This window comes from Halospina denitrificans (assembly GCF_004364635.1).
Taxonomy (GTDB): Bacteria; Pseudomonadota; Gammaproteobacteria; order Pseudomonadales; family Oleiphilaceae; genus Halospina; species Halospina denitrificans.
The window spans coordinates 643522-659643 of the sequence record NZ_SOAX01000002.1; the positions used below are offsets into that span (position 1 = coordinate 643522).

Sequence of the window (16122 nt, forward strand, 5' to 3'; positions counted from 1 at the left end):
CTTGAACGAGCGGCACTGGAGCGTATCGGAGCTGGCACTATGGACGACCTGAAGCTGCCCCTCTTTCTCGGCGGATTCGCGCTCTTCTTCCTGATCGAGAGCCTGGCGGCCAAACGCCCCTGGCAGGAACCGCGCGGACAACGGCTCCGGATGCATGCCGGTATGGCGGTATTCAACACTGTGGCCCTCAAGCTCATCATCCTGGCGCCCTTCCTGTACTGGACGGAATACATTGCCAGCCAGGGTTGGGGACTGGCGCCCATGCTGGGCTACAGCGGTTTTGGCGGCATCATTGCCACCATCATCGTGCTGGATATGTTCGACTACTGGTGGCACCGCTTCAATCATCGGGTTGGACTGCTCTGGCGCTTCCACAAGGTGCACCATGTTGATACCCATGTGGACGTCACCACGGCCCTGCGTTTCCACCCGGGTGAGCTCTTCATCTCCTTTTTCGTGAAACTGGTCTGGATCGCCGTCTGGGGGCCGAGCCTGGTGGCCTTCGCCGCGTTCGAGATTGCGGTAAGCATGGCCAGCCAGTTCCATCACTCGAACATTGATTTCCCGGACCGCTGGGAACGTGTCCTGCGCCTGTTCATCGTGACGCCGCGCTTCCACACCAGCCACCACACGGTTTCCCGGCGAACCGGGGACGCCAACTTTGCCACCATCTTCATCATCTGGGATCACCTTTTCGGTACCTACAGGGAGCCCGATGAAACGGAAATGAAGGAACTCGGTCTGGCCGAGGGGCGTGACGACTACCTGTCGTTTGTCACCTGGCTGACCGAGCCATTCGCCCAGCGCAACCAGAACCAGGATGATCCGGAGCGACAATCAACGACGTAGAACCTGTAAGTGCTTGACTGAAGAGGCGCAGGCCCCGACAGTCTGAAGTGCATGACCGAAGGATACTTTCCATCAATAAGGAGAAGAAAGCATGAAACGTTTCCATTCCATAGCGACAGTGCTCGCGATTCTCGCGGGTCTTGCATTCGGTGGCCCGGCGCTGGCGTCCAGCCACGGCGATGAACACGCCGGTGACAGTGCCGAAACCGAAGAGCAGGCGGAAGACGAGCATGCCGGTGATGAAGCAAAGTCCGAGCATGATGAGAAGCGCAAGTCCGACAAACGCGACGAGGAAAAAGCTGAATCCGACGAGCATGCCGGCGAGGCGGCTGAATCCGACGAGGAGGACGAACACGCCGGTGATTCCAGCTGGTAAACACTGAGCCAGCCGGTTCCGATGACGCTGCTTGCGCAGTTAAAGCAGGTCATCGGCTTTCCTTTCAGCCCCTTACCTTCGAAACCCCACGTCCGCAGACCGAAAAGAGCACACAATGCAGACAATCGTCGTTGAACGCACCATCAACGCCCCCATCGAGCAGGTCTTCGAGCTGCTGAGTGACCACGCAAACTACAGGGAGTTCGACGGCATCCGTGATTCCTGGCTTATCAAAGAAGGCCCCCGGGAACGCAACGGGGATGGCGCCGTGCGTCGCATTGATCTGGGCGCGGTCTGGTTCGAGGAGGAGATCAGTAATTTCCACAGACCCACGACCATGGATTATCGGATCCTGCGCTCACGCCCACCGATTGAGCATGAAAGCGGACGCATCCGCCTGGAAGAGACCGGGCAGGGAACGAAGGTCACCTGGACGTCCGTCTTCCGCATTCGTATTCCACTGATTGGGCGGGTTCTGTCACCGGTTGCGGCGAAGGCGGGAACAAAGGCCTTTGGCAGTATGCTCAAGGCGATTGACCGGCGGCTGACTGCCGGCGGCTGAAGGGAGGGAGCTGGATAACGCCCTATCCCGCCATTAGGATTCAGACGTCATCCAGCCATTCCAGCCTCACGGGCTACATCAGCTCATCAATTCGCGGAGTCGACCAGGCTGTAGTCCAGCTTGTTCTCTTCCGGCGAGCTGTTGATGGTACGCACCGTATTCCAGTAGCGAGTGACGATGTACAGGATGCACGCGAAGTAGATTCCGATCACCAGTGCGCCGACCCACTGGATCTTGATGAATTCCAGCTGGAACAGCAGCGTCAGGCCGATCATCGCCACCAGGTTGCCCGCAAAGTAGCGGCCCTTGCCGAAGCGCTTCACCGTCAGGTTCAGGTTGTCGGTATAGAGGCGGATCAGCGAGTCCAGTGAGTTGATGACCATGGTGATGCCTACTGTGACCATGAGGATGTTGAACACGCCCGTGGTGCCGATGTCTTCCAGATGGTAGTAGTAGAGCACCGTGAACCAGATGCCGATGGCGATCGACGGCAGGAAGAGCATTGCCAGCAGCAGCTGCCAGGTGCGCAGACCACCCACGAAGCGGGAGGTGAACTGGCCAATCATGATGGACCAGGCAAACCACCAGTACAGGTAGAAGGCGTGATAGTCACTCAGCGGCAGCATGAATTCATGGATATTGCCGAAGTAACCGCCCAGCAGGCTCAGGGTTCCGGCAAAGTCCCCGAAGCTCCCTTGCTCGGTCATGAACGCGTAGTACCAGAACAGCGCGATCAACCCGATGAACATCCAGCTTGTGCTCACGCTCAGAACCCGCACGTACTTGAGGCTGGTACTGGAGTAGACGGCCGCCCCGATGGAGATAAAGACAATGCCGTAGAAAACCGTCTGCGCGGTTTCGTTATCGCCCATTTCCGGCAGGTACCAGGGAAGGTTCTTCAGCAGAAGGAAGGCAGTAAAGGCACAGGTGCCGATGATCACCACGTTGTTGATGACCTTTACGACTGGAATCTCGAAAAACTTCACCCGTGGTTCGATCACGCAGAAGTAGAAGCAGGTGAGGAAGTAGAACCCCCAGATCAGGAAGGCCCAGAACCCGAACTCGACGGCGAGCGGGTTGGTCACACTGTAGTCCTCCGCATAGCCACCGAACTCGGTGAGCGGGAACATGATAAGGCCCACGTCGAGGCCGGATGTGAACAGGATTGCCATGAAGGTGAAGGTGCGGACCGGGGTTACACCCACCACCTGAAGATTCCCCCACCGCAGCAGGATTACCACGATCATGGTGAAGGTAAACACCAGTCCGATACTTAACCAGGTCAACATAAACCAACTCCTTTGCTGGTTGCGGCGTCTCTTTTTTATGCACATAGTCCCCCTTCCGGGCGGCCTGGAGCCGTTGACAGGCCGCCCAGTTCAGCGCTGGTTACACCAGGAAGGGGGGAAGGGTCAGCGGATCGCGCGTGCAGGCTCTCCGGCCCGTTGGCGCTCCCGCCAGTGCTCGTCCATACCCACCGGCACATCAGGCGGCGCCTCGGGCTCACGCCCCCGGATGAGGTCCGCCGCCCGCTCGGCCACCATGATGGTGGGCGCGTTCAGGTTGCCGTTGGGAATGGTTGGGAATACCGAGGAGTCCACCACGCGCAGGCCACCGATGCCGCGAACGCGGGTCTCCGGGTCGATCACCGCCTGCTCGTCCGTGCCCATCGCGCAGGTACAGGAGGGGTGGTAGGCGCTTTCAACCGCCTGGCGGACAAACGCATCAATCGCCTCGTCCGTGGTCACGTCCGCCCCGGGCTGGATCTCCTCGCCGCGATAGTCGTCCATCGCCGGCTGGTGGATGATCTCGCGGGTCAGGCGCACGCAGTCCCGGAAGCCTTCGCGGTCGTCCTCGTGTTCCAGATAGTTGAACAGAATCTCCGGTGCTGCCTTCGGGTCGGCCGAGCGCACGTACACGTGCCCCCGGCTTTTCGGCTTGTTGTGCCCTACGTGCACCTGGAAGCCGTGGCCGTCGAAGGCCTCCTTACCGTCATAGCGCATGGCTGCCGGCAGGAAGTGATACTGCAGGTCGGGCCATTCGACACCCGCCTTGGAACGGATGAAGGCGCAGGACTCAAAGTGGTTGGTGGCGCCCAGGCCGTCCTTCTTCAGGATCCATCGCGCGCCGATCAGGAACTTGTTCCAGAGGTTGAGCTTGCCGTTCAGTGAGGTGGGCTGCTTGCAGCGGAACTGGCAGTAGAACTCCAGGTGATCCTGCAGGTTCGCGCCCACGCCCGGCAGCTCGTGCTTCACCTCGATGCCGGCCTTCTCCAGCACTTCCCGGTTGCCGATGCCCGAGAGCTGCAGGATCTGGGGTGAGCCGATGGAACCGGCCGAGAGGATCACCTCGCTGTTGGCCTTCACATCCTGCACCTTGCCGCCACGCTCGTAGCGCACGCCCACGGCCTGCTTGCCGTTGAGCAGCACCTTGTGGACCAGGGCTCCGGTCATGACCGTCAGGTTTGGGCGATCCATGACCGGGCGCAGGTAGGCGTTGGCGGTGGACGAGCGCACGCCGTTCTTCACCGTCATGTGCATGGGGCCGAAGCCTTCCTGCTGGTGACCGTTGTAGTCCCTGGTCACGGGATAACCCGCCTGCTCGCCGGCGTCGATGAAGGCCTGGTAGAGCGGGTTTTTCATGTTGTTGCCGTTGTTGGTACCCACAGGGCCGGAATCGCCACGGTAGGTGTCACCACCGAAGACCCAGGTTTCGGCCTTTTTGAAGTACGGCAGGCAGTTCTGGTAGTTCCAGCCTTCGGCGCCGTGTTCTTCCCACTCATCGAAGTCTTTGGCGTGACCGCGTACATAGACCATGCCGTTGATGGACGAGGAGCCGCCCAGTACCTTGCCGCGTGGGCAGTGCATGCGCCGGCCGTCCAGGTAGGGTTCCGGCTCGGTATGGAACTGCCAGGCGAACTTTCTGGTGTTCATCGGGATCGACAGCGCCGTGGGCATCTGGATGAAGATGCTGCGGTCGCTGCCGCCGGTTTCCAGCAGGAGGACCTTGTGGTGGGGGTCCTCGGTGAGCCGGTTGGCCAGTACGCAGCCGGCTGAGCCGGCGCCGACGATGATGGTGTCGTATTGGTGTTTACTCATTTTAGTTACCCGGGGTTCTGGTGCCGGGGAGGGCGGGGTAGCCTGATCGGGAGACGCCGTGAATACATCCATGTAGGCTTGCTTTCGCCATCCATGGCTCAAGACACTCCCGATCAGGCTACCCCGCCCTCCCCTGATCAAATTCAGGGGAAAACGCCGTCAGAACGGCGCCTCAATATCTCCCATTCCGACGTAAACCGATTTGAGCTGGGTGTAGTGGTTGATGGTTGCCAGACCGTTTTCCCGGCCGATGCCGGATTGTTTGTAGCCGCCCACCGGCATTTCTGAAGGTGATTCGTTGTAGGCGTTGATCCAGCAGATGCCGGCCTGCATCTGGTGGATGACCCGGTGGGCGCGCTTGATGTCGCGGGTGAAGACGCCGGCGGCCAGGCCGTAGTGGGTGTTGTTGGCACGGCGGATGACGTCGTCTTCGTCGCGGAAGGTGAGCACGCTCATGACGGGGCCGAAGATTTCTTCCTTCACGATGGTCATGTCATCGGTGCAGCCGGTGAAGATGGTGGGTGCGACGAAGTAGCCGCCTTCGACGCCGGCCGGGGAGAGTTCCTCGCCGCCGCAGGCCAGGGTTGCGCCTTCATCGATGCCCTTGCGGATGTAGTCCATGACCCGATCGCGGTGCTTGCTGGAGATGAGGGCACCGAAGTTGGTTTCGGGGTCCAGGGTGTCGCCCGCGATGATGTTGTTGCGGGTGCGCTCGAGGAGCTTCTCCATGAAGGTCGTGTACAGGTCCTCGTGCACGAAGACGCGGGTGCCGTTGGTGCAGATCTCGCCCTGGGTGTAGAAGTTGGCGAGCATGGCGGCGGAGACGGCGTTGTCGATCTCGGCGTCGTCAAAGATGATCAGCGGCGATTTGCCGCCGAGCTCCATGGTGACTTCCTTCAGGGTGGTGGCAGCGCCGGCCATGACTTTCTTGCCGGTGCCCACTTCGCCGGTGATGGAGACCTTGTCGATGCCCGGTTCGTGGCTCAGCCAGGCGCCCACCTCGCCGGCGCCCTGGACGACGTTAAACACGCCCGCCGGCATGCCCGCTTCCATAAAGATCTCGGCCAGTTTGAGCGCGCCCAGCGGGGTTTCCTCAGAGGGCTTAAAGATCATGCTGTTGCCACAGGCCAGCGCCGGGGCGGACTTCCAGCAGGCGATCTGCAGCGGGTAGTTCCAGGCGCCGATGCCGGCGCACACGCCCAGAGGCTCGCGGCGCGTGTAGTAGAAGTCGCCGCCCAGATCCTGCTGGTTGCCTTCCAGTGCCGGGGCCAGGCCGGCATAGAATTCCAGGGAGTCGGCGCCGGTGTTCACGTCCACCTCGCTGGCTTCCTGCCAGGGCTTGCCGGCGTCGAGCACTTCGATCTTCGCGAGTTCGTCGTTGCGCCCGCGCAGCAGCGCCACCGCCCGGTTGAGGATGCGGGCCCGTTCCATTCCGGTCATGGCGGACCAGGTGGCGAAGCCTAAGCGCGCGCTCTCGAGGGCGGCCTGGCGCACGCCTTCGTCCGCCACCTCCACTTCGTAGATCACTTCCCCGGTGCCGGGGTTGACCACCTCGAAGGTTTCGCCGGTGCTGTTGGGCATGGGCTTGCCGGCCACAAAATTCTGGTAGCGGGTCAGTGGCATGGTTCGACTCCGTGTTGTTTCAGTGTGTCGTTGATGAATGCCTTGCACAGCGCCTCACTCTCCCGGAAACCCTGCTCCTGGTCGGGCCAGAGAGCACTGCGCAGCCAGAACCCGTCGATCAGCGCCGAGGTCTGCTTGGCGGCATCCCGGGCCACCTCCGCCGGCAACAGCTGCCGGAAGGAATAGCAGAGGTTGCTGTAGAGACGGCGGTTGTTGATGTGCTGGAGGCGGGCCAATCCGGGTTCGTGGATGGCGCGCGCCCAGAAACTGAGCCAGGTTCCGGTGGTGGCAGTGGAACGCTGGAAGTCGCTGAAGTTGGCCTCAACAATCGCCACCAGCCGTTGCTGGGGCGTGAGGGATGCCGCCTTGGTGTGCGCCAGTAGCGCAATCTTCAGTTCTTCGAGCAACTGGCGCAGCGTGGCCTCGATCAGCGCCTGCTTGCCACCGAAGTAATGGCTGATCAACCCCGACGACATCCCCGCCGTACGGCTGATGGCACCGATGGTTGCACTCTGGAGACCCAGCTCCCCCACCACCTCGAGCGTGGCTTCGATCAGCTGGCGTCTGCGCTCTTCCTGGACTCCGACTTTAGGCATAGTTTTATTGATTGACCGTTCAATTAATTTAAAGGATAGCCTGCTGTTCACCCTGAATCAACAGGCCGGTTCTCCAACGATTGTACCCCAACCCCAAAACTGACGTGTGATCAGGAACCTGTCCGCAATGTAAAAAATCGGTCCGGATCATATTTCTTTTTTTAACTGGACGCTCAATTAAAATAAAATTACCCTCCTGCAACTCGAACGTCTCGGAAATCCCTTAGACAAAGGAGCTTAAGCAATGAATCGAAACCTGTTAGCGGCAGCAGTAGCAGCCTCCGTCACCGCAGCAGCACCCTCGCTGGCCGTGGCATCGACCAACATCTCCGCGGGGGTCTGGGCCAGCTATCGGTATGTAACGGATTCTGATTTTGCAGCGCCCGCCTTCAACAGCGACCTGGACGAGGAAACCGGCGGCGATATCGGCCGTGAGTCCCTGATTCTCTACGGGGATCACACCCAGGAGGACGGCCCCTGGCGCCTTTCCGCCGAAGTGCGGTTTGGCCCGGGCAGCTTCTCGGACCCGGACAATAACTCAACCGGTTCCTTTACCGCCGTCCACAAGCTCTGGGCAGGTCGCAGCATCGGTGAGAACTGGGACATGAAGATCGGCAAGAGCGAAGTTCCCTTCGGCTGGAAAACCGTGAACTTCTGGCCCGGCGATCTCCTGCTGGGGGGCTACGGCGACCAGATGGACGTGGGTGCCAAGTTCACCGGCGACGTTGGCGGCTGGGATCTTGCAGCGGCCTATTACCACCAGGATGACTGGGGCGAGACCAGCACGGACACTATCGACGACAACGGCCACTGGGGCTCGTCCACAACCTACCGCAAGATCCAGACCGGCGTGGCGGACGCCAGCTACACCTTTGGTAGTGATGGCGGCAGCAGTGCATTCGGCCTCTCGGCCCAGGCCGGCAAGCTCCAGGACCTAACGGATCACGCCAACGCCTGCACAACCAGCTGTACCGACCTGGATGATGGCTCGCACAACGCTCTCGCGCTCTACTACGAAGGCGCGTACGGCCCATTCACGGCCAAGGCGGAGGCCATGCAGGTGAACCGGGATGTTCCCAACGTGGCCAATGACATCGAGAACACCCGTTATGCCCTCCAGGGCGGCTACAGCGTCGGCAACTGGTTTATGTTCCTGGACGCAACGGCAGCCAACACGGACACGGACGGCAACCAGGCCGATACCGTCTACGCCTTCTCGCCCGGTGTTACCTATGACTATGGTCCCGGCTGGATCTACCTTGAATACCTGAAGTCAGACGGCGATATCGATGCCAATGGTGATATCTACGAAGCCGACTTCGATGCCATGTACGTGACCATGGACTACTACTTCTGAGCCAGCCGACTCAGGACGCCACTACCGGTAGATGCCGGTAGTGGCGCCACCCTCGTTCTGGGCACTGGGGCAATGCTCGGGATCTGGCAAGGGTAAGCCAAGCGGAGCAAAAGCGACGCCACGCGATCTTCAACTCATAGCTCAAGCCGATTGGTTTGCTCACTGGAAAGAATACCCTGCAGCTTCTGCGAGTGCTCTAAAGCCTCGCACCCCTGGCTCGTGAGGTAGCCGCCGTCCTTTTGTGTAATCAACCCCTTCCTGTACAGACGTTCAGCCGCAGCAACGGTCTCTGGATCAGCCTGATTACTGTGGACCTTGATACCCGCCAGCGAGGAGGGTGACTCAAACCGCGCCAGCAGATTCAGTTCAGCGATGTGCTCGGAGGAAAAAGGCATGGGTTTACTCCTGTTTTTGGCTCACATGTCCATGTGTACGCCAGAAAACGCCAGGCGACAATGATAATTCCCAAGTTGATGAGGGCTTCGACCGGTCTGGCAAGTGAGGGCCTCTTCCCTCGGTTTAATTATTCGCCCTCATCCTGTTCGCGCATTTCCCTGAGTCGCATTGGCATCTGATCGATTCTGGAAAAGAGGCGCTCCAGGTCCAGCTCACTACCGCGATCCTTTATGCCTCCATCCTTGCCAACCAGAATTACGCTTGCACCCTCGGGCTGGACTTCAAGCTTCTGACGGACACTCTCGGCCATACCGGCAGTCATGGTCTGCAGGTTGGATTCAATGGCCTGGTCAGTAACAACGAACCACAGGACATCCCGTTCGGCCACCCCATCGCGGAACTTGTGCAATAGTCCAACCGCTTCTTCAGGATTGCTGGAAGCTTTCACCAGGATGATTCGATTTTCCCACTGCAGATCGGAAAGGGACTCCATTGATTGTGCTCCAGCTGTCGAAACCAGAAACAGGCTCAAGATGATGGTCAAGGACCTTGTAACGAACATGGATAAGGCACTCCATTTCAGCGGAAAACATGACGCTCCACCATTAACTTACGCCGGAGAGCCAAAACCGGTTGAAAGGCACTTTTCAGGCCCGTAAAAGTACCTCTGATCCAGACGGCTAAGGTCGCCACTACCCGCACCTGCCGGTGGCGGCGCCATCCATAAAGCCCTTTACAGCGACTCCCACAGGATAATGCCCGACAGGCCAAGAAAACTCATAAGTTGAATAAAAAAGAAAATAAAGCGGACGAAAGCCACGGCATTTGTCTGCGTAAGAGCCACATGGGTAATCGACTGGCATACCCGAGCGACCAGCACAAGCGCGACCAGGACGTTTGTGGCGGTACCTGAAATCCCACTCGCATAGAGTGCAAAAACTATCGCGCCGAACACCGGCAGGTTTTCCACACAATTGGCGTGTGCCCGCATCGAACGAAGATACCAATCCTCGCCCTCTATGACGTCAGCGCGGAATGATTTGATCTCCGTTTTGCCCCGCAGGATACGACTCCAACGGTAGATACCTACCGTGAAAAGCAGAATGAGTACTGTCCAAACAGCAAAACCCAGCAGCATCCATATTGGAAAAGTCATTACCTACCTCCTGCATGACAAAATGACGAATACGGCATAACAGGTGATAGCTGGAATTCAGCGGCCACACCTGTCTCTTGATCGGGAAGGCATGATACTAGCGATGGCATTACAGCTGGTAGGGAATGTTGAGCCGGAGGAAAACTCTGAATGATTTGACCCATCGAGACCACCCAAAGTAAAACGTAAGTTCCAGCAGAAGTGACACCATTAAAAAGTGAGCAGTACGCCGCTTTATGTAGTGCCCCGAATTCCTAGAACAGCTTATTTTGAGAGTGAGCGCATGACCAATACCAGGTTCGGTGACAAGTATTCTAACGACTATATTCAGCAGATTCTGGGCTCAGTCAGGTGCATTGCGATGGTCGGAGCCAGCGCTGACCCGAGCAAGCCAAGCAACAAGGTCCTGCAGTTTCTGGTCGAGGCCGGGTACGATGTTGTACCGGTCAATCCCCGCCCGGACGTGACCGAAATCTGTGGCCTCAAGGTTTATCCCTCACTGAAATCCATCGAACAGACCGTGGATATGGTGGACGTCTTCCGGCCATCCGGTGAATTGGCAGGCATTGCCCGCGAAGCGCAGGAAATCGGAGCCAGCGTACTCTGGGCGCAGCTCGGAATCCACGACGAGGAGGCCGAGCGCATTGCTGAGCAGAATGGCATGAAAGTGGTGATGGACCGGTGCCCCAAGATCGAACTGACTGACTCCATCCTTTTACGGGAAAAAAGCAGCGAGGGCGTCCTGCGCCTGACCCTGAATGACACCGAGCGGCGCAATGCCCTCTCCATGGACATGCTGACACGACTGCGGACGGCTCTGGACGAGGCCGCAGAGGATGCCTCAATCCGGGTCATTATCCTGGCTGCCAAAGGCCGGGCATTCAGCGCCGGCCACGACCTGAGGGAGATGACACGGGCGCGGCAGGCACCCGATGGCGGCCGGGCCTTCTTCAAGGAAACCATGGCCGCTTGCTGTGGCGTCATGCAGGCGATCGTGACCAATCCCAAACCCGTGATCGCGGAGGTTGGCGGCGTTGCCACGGCTGCCGGCTGCCAGTTGGTTGCCAGCTGTGACCTGGCCTATGCATCCCACTCTGCGCGTTTCGCAACGCCCGGCATCACCATCGGCCTGTTCTGCTCGACCCCGATGGTGGCGCTTTCCCGCAATGTTGGAAACAAGGCAGCCATGGAGATGCTCCTGACCGGTGAGATGATTGATGCGGAGCACGCGACGGCAATTGGGCTGCTCAATCGAACGGTGCCGGAGGAACAACTCAGTGACTACACCCATGGCACTGCACAGACGATTGCCGCCAAATCCAGCATGATCCTGAAAACCGGCAAGGAAGCGTTTTACCGGCAGCGTGAAATGCCGCTCGCCGAGGCGTATGAATACGCCTCCAACGTCATGGTCGATAATCTTCTGAAACCTGACGCTGAAGAGGGCATCAACGCTTTCATCGATAAGCGCACACCGCAATGGTCGGATGAATGAAACCGTATCTGAGACAGGCCGTGGAATATCCGGATCAAGAGGCAGCAGCAAGACACGTTCTGGCTGGCGTTCTGTGGCGGCATTCAGCGTACGAAGAAGCCGTTTCCCACGCCAAAAGCTGCTATGAGCTCTACCCATGGGCCGCCATGATTCTGCATATGGCCTACAAGAACGGACAAGGCGTCGAGGCCGATATCGACCTGGCAGACTGGTACTACGACTACTGGGAAAAGACGACTCAGGGATAAATCGGAGCAATTTCGCTGCTCACCCAGGCGGGGCATCGAAGCATCACGCCGGCAGCATCTTCCGGACCAGAAACAACAAAGCCCGCACAAGGCGGGCTGAGTCTTCTTAATTTGGTGGTGCCCGAAGGCGGAATCGAACCACCGACACGAGGATTTTCAATCCAGTGAAAGACAGCCACGCTAAACCATAGTGCTGCACAATCAGATACTTAAAGCTCTCGAAGACCGCAGAAACCCGCAATAACCACCAGCTATGTTGACAGTTCATGGACACCTTCAAGCGCTGAGCTACCGGTGTGCGACCTGCCGCTTCTCGGCTAATAGCTTAATCTTTTCCTTTGGCAGTTTGCACAGCTTGGTACGCACAAAAACCGGCAATAAAAAGATGGAAACAAACAGCAAACCAGAACCTGTCGGACTCATTATCTGATGAGAGCCAGATGATGTCAGCGCTGTATCGCCCACCTCCAACGGTCACAATATCTCCAGTGGCCAAGCCATAGATAACGGTGCTCAAGACGATCAAACCACTGAAGGAAAGAAACACCGAAAACTCAAAATCTCCTGTTTTCATACCGACACTCTCAGAATTCAGGAATTTTTGACCGTGTTTCCCTTCAGCAAATAACGATTTGAGATGATGGTTATAGGGTTACCAATGGCCTCAATCAGGCGGGAGACCATCCTCCCCAACAGGTTTGATAATCAAGCCTGTCACACCGAGGCCCACAAACATGATAAACATGACGAGGAATACACCTGGATCTTCTGACCAGTACACCCAGCCCCCGCCAGTTCCCCCACGACCACCAGGAAAGCGGACCGCGCCTTCCATCAACGCATAGAATGCGTGGACAAGGGCGCCAACGCCCAAACCACGCAGCATAATCCTCTTAAACAGATCACCGCCTGAGTCAGCCATTCCTTTTTACGCCCCTAAACCGAATCGCGTTGATCACTTCTGGTAAGACCACTTCCCCGGTGGTGATCACAATCAACGGCGTGAAATAAAGCGTAGTTTAGAAGGACCAACCATGCTCAATTCAAACGTCACCAGGAACAATATGACCCATACCTGCCGGCATCTTCAGGGTGAACGGGGGCGATATCCTGACGCTTCAACGAATCCTAGGACACTCGGATATTAAGCTCACGATGCGCTACGCACACCTTTCTCCGGACCATTTGAGGGACGCGGTAGAATATGGACCTGCGGTTTAATGCTGCACTCAGGCGCGCTCGATTTTGCGAGCGTCACCTTGAGTGCATTGCTAGCGCTTAATCTGCGGGATTGCTCACGCCTTCGATACGTCGCTTTACGGACATTGGGTCATCGATGTTTTTAAACACGAAATCACTAATTCCGCGACCAGTAATTTTGACGGTTCCGAACCCAAATATACGCCCTATAATACCTTGCAGGATTTCTACCGTCTCTATGGATTGGAGTTTCATTTCTTCGGTGTTCCTACTAATTATTCCCTTTTTCAGAATAACGCGCTTATTCGTCAATCCATGCTCCAGAAACTTGAGCCGAAGGTATTCGTATATCGCTAGCAACCAGGTAATCCCTACAGTAACAGGCCCCAAGATTATCCATATAACCATCGGAACCCAGGCAAACCAGTGGAGTTTGAATCTCGCAACAACTTCCTCGTTCGCCGAAAGCGACTCCTCGATATATGACATTAAACCTCTCCTTTTTGATCTACTTTTCGTTCTAACAGGTAATCGCTGGAATTCACCGATCTCAATAGTTGTGACGTCTATATAGCACCAGCTATCCGAGAAAACTGCGTTGGAGAACAGCCTAGCGCATAAAGGGAGTTTATGCCGCGTAATCGTTTGGCCTGTCGCTTGTGCCCATTCGATTAGACTGGACGGAGAGGTAAACGCTGCTTCGTTGTGATCGGAAGTCTAAGCGGCGTGGACGAAATGTGGACGGCCAGAAACAAAGCCCGCGCAAGGCGGGCTGAGTCTTCTTAATTTGGTGGTGCCCGGAGGCGGAATCGAATCACCGACACGTGGGTTTTCAATCCGCCAAAAAAGACCACATCAAACCATAATTCTGCGCAGCCAGAATCTTACGACTACCCAAGACCGCAAAGAGCCGCAGTTGCGGTGACAGCTCGTGGACTGGAGCTGATCCAGGAAGTGCCCTTCGTCAGCTATTCGACTGTATTCCGGCGCGCAATCCGAGGGGCAGAGGTATTGAAACGAGCGGATGAATTACAGGTTCATGGATCATCAAAGCAAGGTAAACTCGGCATCTGATATGCTATAGAAAAAGCGACAGCACGAAGGAATAACCGCCCGAGAGCGGACGGGTTACGGCTGATGGAATACAATTTTGAATGGGATCCGGCTAAAGCCGTCGCAAACCTTAGAAAACATGGTGTTACCTTTGAACAGGCTGCGGCGGTTTTCAAGGATCCGATGGCTATGAGTCAGCTTGACGATGAAGACTCTGATCCAGGGGAAGACCGCTGGGTGACATTGGGAGTGGTGGCTGGCCAACACTACCTTGTTGTAGCTCACACGTATAAAGCCCAGGACCAAAAAAGCGTAACCATCAGAGTGATATCGGCTCGGCGGGCGACCAGGCACGAGATCAGGCAATACGAGCAGGGGTGACGATATGCAGGACGAATACGATTTCTCGAAAGCCGAAAGAGGTAAGTTCTACGACCCAAATGCCCGGCACAATATGCCGCTTTATCTGGAAGAAGAGGTCCTCAAGTATTTCACCGCTAAAGCAGAATCCAAAGGCGTCGACCTCAATACTCTTATTAATGATCTGCTGAAAAAAGACATCGATTTAATCGAAGGTATAAAGTAAGGCCAGTACACGACACGGCGCCCAGAAACAAAAAAGCCCGCACAAGGCGGGCTTTTTTGTTGATATCTAGTGGTGCCCGGAGGCGGAATCGAACCACCGACACGAGGATTTTCAATCCACTGCTCTACCGACTGAGCTATCCGGGCAACGGGGCGCTATTAAACCGATTTCGCCGGCCATCGTCAAGAGGCGATGGCCGGATTCCTTTCATTCTTCAGGGGGTACGAAGCCGTCGGCCTCGTCGGATCCCTCGTTGTTGAAGAAGGCTTCCATCTGCTGCTGGAGGTATTCCCGTGCCTTGGGGTCCAGCATGTTCAGGTGCTTTTCGTTGATCAGGCGGGTCTGGCGCGCCTGCCATTCCTCCCAGGCCTGCTTGGAGACGTTGTTGTAGATGTCCTGGCCCTTCTCGCCGGGAAGCGGGGCGAAGTCCAACCCTTCCATTTCCTTCTGGTACTTGCGGCAGAATACGGTGCGGCTCATTTCAGGCTCCGTCTTGGGTATTGCGTGCTTTGGCTTTCTGCTTCTGTTTCTTGAGTTTCTTCTTCTTGGGCGGGTAGAGGCTCGGCTCTCCCTTGGGGCGCGTCTTGAAGCGGCGGTGCACCCAGAGATACTGCTCGGGGTGGCGCATGACCGCCTTTTCAATCTCCTGGTTGAGGCGCGTGGCGTTCGCGACTTCGTCCTCTTCCGGGTAGTTCTCGAAAATTTCCGAGAAATGGATGCTGTAGACCCCGTTGCCTTCGCGGAACTGGCTCAGGAAGATAACGCTGGCGCCGGTTTCACGGGCAATCCATGCCGGGGTGGTCAATGTCGCGGCATCAATCCCGAAGAACGGCGCGAATACACTGTAGCGCCGCCCGAAATCCTGATCACACCCGTACCAGACAATGTTGCCTTTCTTGATGTAATTGATCATCTCCCGGAGCTGGCGCTTATCAAAGGCCGCACCGCTGAACTTACGCCGATTGCGCTCGATCATGGCATCGAAGAGCGCGTTGTCCTGGGGGCGGTACATGTGGTTGAACTCAAACACCGCGTTTGCCAGCGGGCCGGCAAAATCCAGGATGCTGAAATGCCCGCCCAGCATCAGAATGCCCTTGCCCCGGCGGCGCGCCTCGTCCAGATGCTCCTGGCCATGGACTTCAAGCCGGTCGATATAGGGCTTCATGTTCCCCCACCAGCCCTTGGGGCTTTCCACATAGCCCTTCATGGTGGCAATAATGCTTTCGCGGGCCAGCTTTTTTCGCTCCTTTTCCGAAAGCTCGGGAAAGCAGAGTCGGATATTGGTCTCCGCAATATGACGCCGCTCGGCCCCGACCAGATAACTCAACCAGCCAAGCGCACGCCCGATTGCCTGGAGTACGGAATCGGGAAGCCAGGCCAGCACGCGCAGTATTCCGATCGAGATCCACGTGGGCCAGTACTTCGGGTGAATGAAATTGCGGTAGTAATACTTCGGATGAATCGGTCGCAAGGTCGCGGGCTTCCAATCAGTGTCTGTGATTCAGGGACAGTCAGCGTACCCATTCA

Annotated in this window: 20 protein-coding genes, 1 tRNA gene and 2 pseudogenes; 10 read left to right on the plus strand and 13 right to left on the minus strand. The window is 57.2% G+C overall.

Annotation, left to right across the window (positions count from 1 at the left end):
* Positions 1 to 39 precede the first annotated feature (39 nt).
* The 3 genes from DES49_RS06620 (at position 40) to DES49_RS06630 (ending at position 1787) form a co-directional block, all read left to right on the plus strand.
* Entirely contained in the window at positions 40 to 849 is an 810-nt protein-coding gene (locus DES49_RS06620; RefSeq protein ID WP_133735586.1) for a sterol desaturase family protein, read from the plus strand.
* 91 nt (positions 850 to 940) lie between these two features.
* Entirely contained in the window at positions 941 to 1225 is a 285-nt protein-coding gene (locus tag DES49_RS06625; RefSeq protein ID WP_133735587.1) for a hypothetical protein, read from the plus strand.
* A gap of 115 nt (positions 1226 to 1340) precedes the next feature.
* Positions 1341 to 1787: an SRPBCC family protein gene (locus tag DES49_RS06630; protein WP_133735588.1), complete on the plus strand. Its 447-nt coding sequence runs from the start codon at positions 1341 to 1343 to the stop codon at positions 1785 to 1787.
* Between the two features lie 86 nt (positions 1788 to 1873).
* Here DES49_RS06630 and DES49_RS06635 read toward each other — a convergent pair whose 3' ends face one another.
* The 4 genes from DES49_RS06635 to betI all read right to left on the minus strand — a co-directional run bounded on the left by DES49_RS06635 (position 1874) and on the right by betI (position 7104).
* Complete coding sequence (locus DES49_RS06635; protein ID WP_133735589.1) at positions 1874 to 3076, minus strand: BCCT family transporter; 1203 nt, start codon at positions 3074 to 3076, stop codon at positions 1874 to 1876.
* Positions 3077 to 3199: 123 nt separating this feature from the next.
* The gene (gene betA / locus DES49_RS06640; RefSeq protein ID WP_133735590.1) at positions 3200 to 4885 is read right to left on the minus strand and encodes a choline dehydrogenase; all 1686 of its coding nucleotides are present in this window, start codon (positions 4883 to 4885) and stop codon (positions 3200 to 3202) included.
* Positions 4886 to 5044: 159 nt separating this feature from the next.
* Positions 5045 to 6508 carry a betaine-aldehyde dehydrogenase gene (gene betB, locus DES49_RS06645; RefSeq protein WP_133735591.1) on the minus strand — a complete coding sequence of 488 codons (1464 nt, stop codon included), beginning with the start codon at positions 6506 to 6508 and terminating at the stop codon, positions 5045 to 5047.
* Positions 6499 to 7104: a transcriptional regulator BetI gene (betI, locus tag DES49_RS06650; protein ID WP_133735592.1), complete on the minus strand. Its 606-nt coding sequence runs from the start codon at positions 7102 to 7104 to the stop codon at positions 6499 to 6501. Before betI ends, betB begins: the two co-directional genes overlap by 10 nt.
* 244 nt (positions 7105 to 7348) lie before the next feature.
* Between betI and DES49_RS06655 the strand changes: the two genes are divergently transcribed.
* Positions 7349 to 8461, plus strand: a complete 1113-nt coding sequence (locus DES49_RS06655; RefSeq protein WP_133735593.1) for a porin family protein — start codon at positions 7349 to 7351, stop codon at positions 8459 to 8461.
* A gap of 134 nt (positions 8462 to 8595) precedes the next feature.
* Here DES49_RS06655 and DES49_RS06660 read toward each other — a convergent pair whose 3' ends face one another.
* The 3 genes from DES49_RS06660 to DES49_RS06670 form a co-directional block, all read right to left on the minus strand.
* The gene (locus tag DES49_RS06660) at positions 8596 to 8856 is read right to left on the minus strand and encodes a TIGR02647 family protein (RefSeq protein WP_133735594.1); all 261 of its coding nucleotides are present in this window, start codon (positions 8854 to 8856) and stop codon (positions 8596 to 8598) included.
* Between the two features lie 128 nt (positions 8857 to 8984).
* Complete coding sequence (locus DES49_RS06665) at positions 8985 to 9350, minus strand: DUF4174 domain-containing protein (RefSeq protein WP_166646013.1); 366 nt, start codon at positions 9348 to 9350, stop codon at positions 8985 to 8987.
* A 240-nt stretch (positions 9351 to 9590) separates the two neighbouring features.
* Positions 9591 to 10013, minus strand: coding sequence for an MAPEG family protein (locus DES49_RS06670; protein ID WP_133735596.1), 423 nt, complete (start codon positions 10011 to 10013; stop codon positions 9591 to 9593).
* 361 nt (positions 10014 to 10374) lie between these two features.
* Here DES49_RS06670 and DES49_RS15600 point away from each other — a divergent pair.
* The 3 genes and pseudogenes from DES49_RS15600 to DES49_RS06680 form a co-directional block, all read left to right on the plus strand.
* Positions 10375 to 10701 (plus strand): annotated as a pseudogene (locus DES49_RS15600) (CoA-binding protein); the annotation flags it as partial.
* Positions 10687 to 11508 (plus strand): enoyl-CoA hydratase, encoded by an 822-nt coding sequence (locus DES49_RS06675; RefSeq protein ID WP_243864933.1) that lies wholly within the window; start codon positions 10687 to 10689, stop codon positions 11506 to 11508. The pseudogene DES49_RS15600 and the gene DES49_RS06675, both read left to right, overlap by 15 nt.
* Entirely contained in the window at positions 11505 to 11756 is a 252-nt protein-coding gene (locus tag DES49_RS06680) for a hypothetical protein (protein ID WP_133735597.1), read from the plus strand. The genes DES49_RS06675 and DES49_RS06680 overlap by 4 nt, the downstream gene beginning before the upstream one ends.
* A gap of 325 nt (positions 11757 to 12081) precedes the next feature.
* Here DES49_RS06680 and DES49_RS06685 read toward each other — a convergent pair whose 3' ends face one another.
* A complete protein-coding gene (locus tag DES49_RS06685; RefSeq protein ID WP_133735598.1) occupies positions 12082 to 12330 on the minus strand; it encodes a hypothetical protein in 249 nt (82 codons plus the stop codon).
* A 90-nt stretch (positions 12331 to 12420) separates the two neighbouring features.
* The gene (locus DES49_RS06690) at positions 12421 to 12678 is read right to left on the minus strand and encodes a hypothetical protein (RefSeq protein ID WP_133735599.1); all 258 of its coding nucleotides are present in this window, start codon (positions 12676 to 12678) and stop codon (positions 12421 to 12423) included.
* Between the two features lie 155 nt (positions 12679 to 12833).
* Here DES49_RS06690 and DES49_RS15605 point away from each other — a divergent pair.
* A pseudogene (locus tag DES49_RS15605) lies at positions 12834 to 12977 on the plus strand (phage integrase); the annotation flags it as partial.
* A gap of 57 nt (positions 12978 to 13034) precedes the next feature.
* Here DES49_RS15605 and DES49_RS06700 read toward each other — a convergent pair.
* Positions 13035 to 13445, minus strand: a complete 411-nt coding sequence (locus DES49_RS06700; protein ID WP_133735600.1) for a PH domain-containing protein — start codon at positions 13443 to 13445, stop codon at positions 13035 to 13037.
* A gap of 648 nt (positions 13446 to 14093) precedes the next feature.
* Here DES49_RS06700 and DES49_RS06705 point away from each other — a divergent pair.
* Positions 14094 to 14390, plus strand: coding sequence for a BrnT family toxin (locus tag DES49_RS06705; RefSeq protein WP_133735601.1), 297 nt, complete (start codon positions 14094 to 14096; stop codon positions 14388 to 14390).
* Between the two features lie 4 nt (positions 14391 to 14394).
* Positions 14395 to 14595: a hypothetical protein gene (locus DES49_RS06710; protein ID WP_133735602.1), complete on the plus strand. Its 201-nt coding sequence runs from the start codon at positions 14395 to 14397 to the stop codon at positions 14593 to 14595.
* A gap of 70 nt (positions 14596 to 14665) precedes the next feature.
* Here DES49_RS06710 and DES49_RS06715 read toward each other — a convergent pair.
* The 3 genes from DES49_RS06715 to DES49_RS06725 form a co-directional block, all read right to left on the minus strand.
* Positions 14666 to 14741: transfer RNA gene (locus tag DES49_RS06715), tRNA-Phe, on the minus strand.
* Between the two features lie 61 nt (positions 14742 to 14802).
* The gene (locus tag DES49_RS06720; RefSeq protein ID WP_133735603.1) at positions 14803 to 15075 is read right to left on the minus strand and encodes an oxidative damage protection protein; all 273 of its coding nucleotides are present in this window, start codon (positions 15073 to 15075) and stop codon (positions 14803 to 14805) included.
* 1 nt (position 15076) lies between these two features.
* Positions 15077 to 16066: a lysophospholipid acyltransferase family protein gene (locus DES49_RS06725; RefSeq protein ID WP_166646015.1), complete on the minus strand. Its 990-nt coding sequence runs from the start codon at positions 16064 to 16066 to the stop codon at positions 15077 to 15079.
* Between the last annotated feature and the right edge of the window lie 56 nt (positions 16067 to 16122).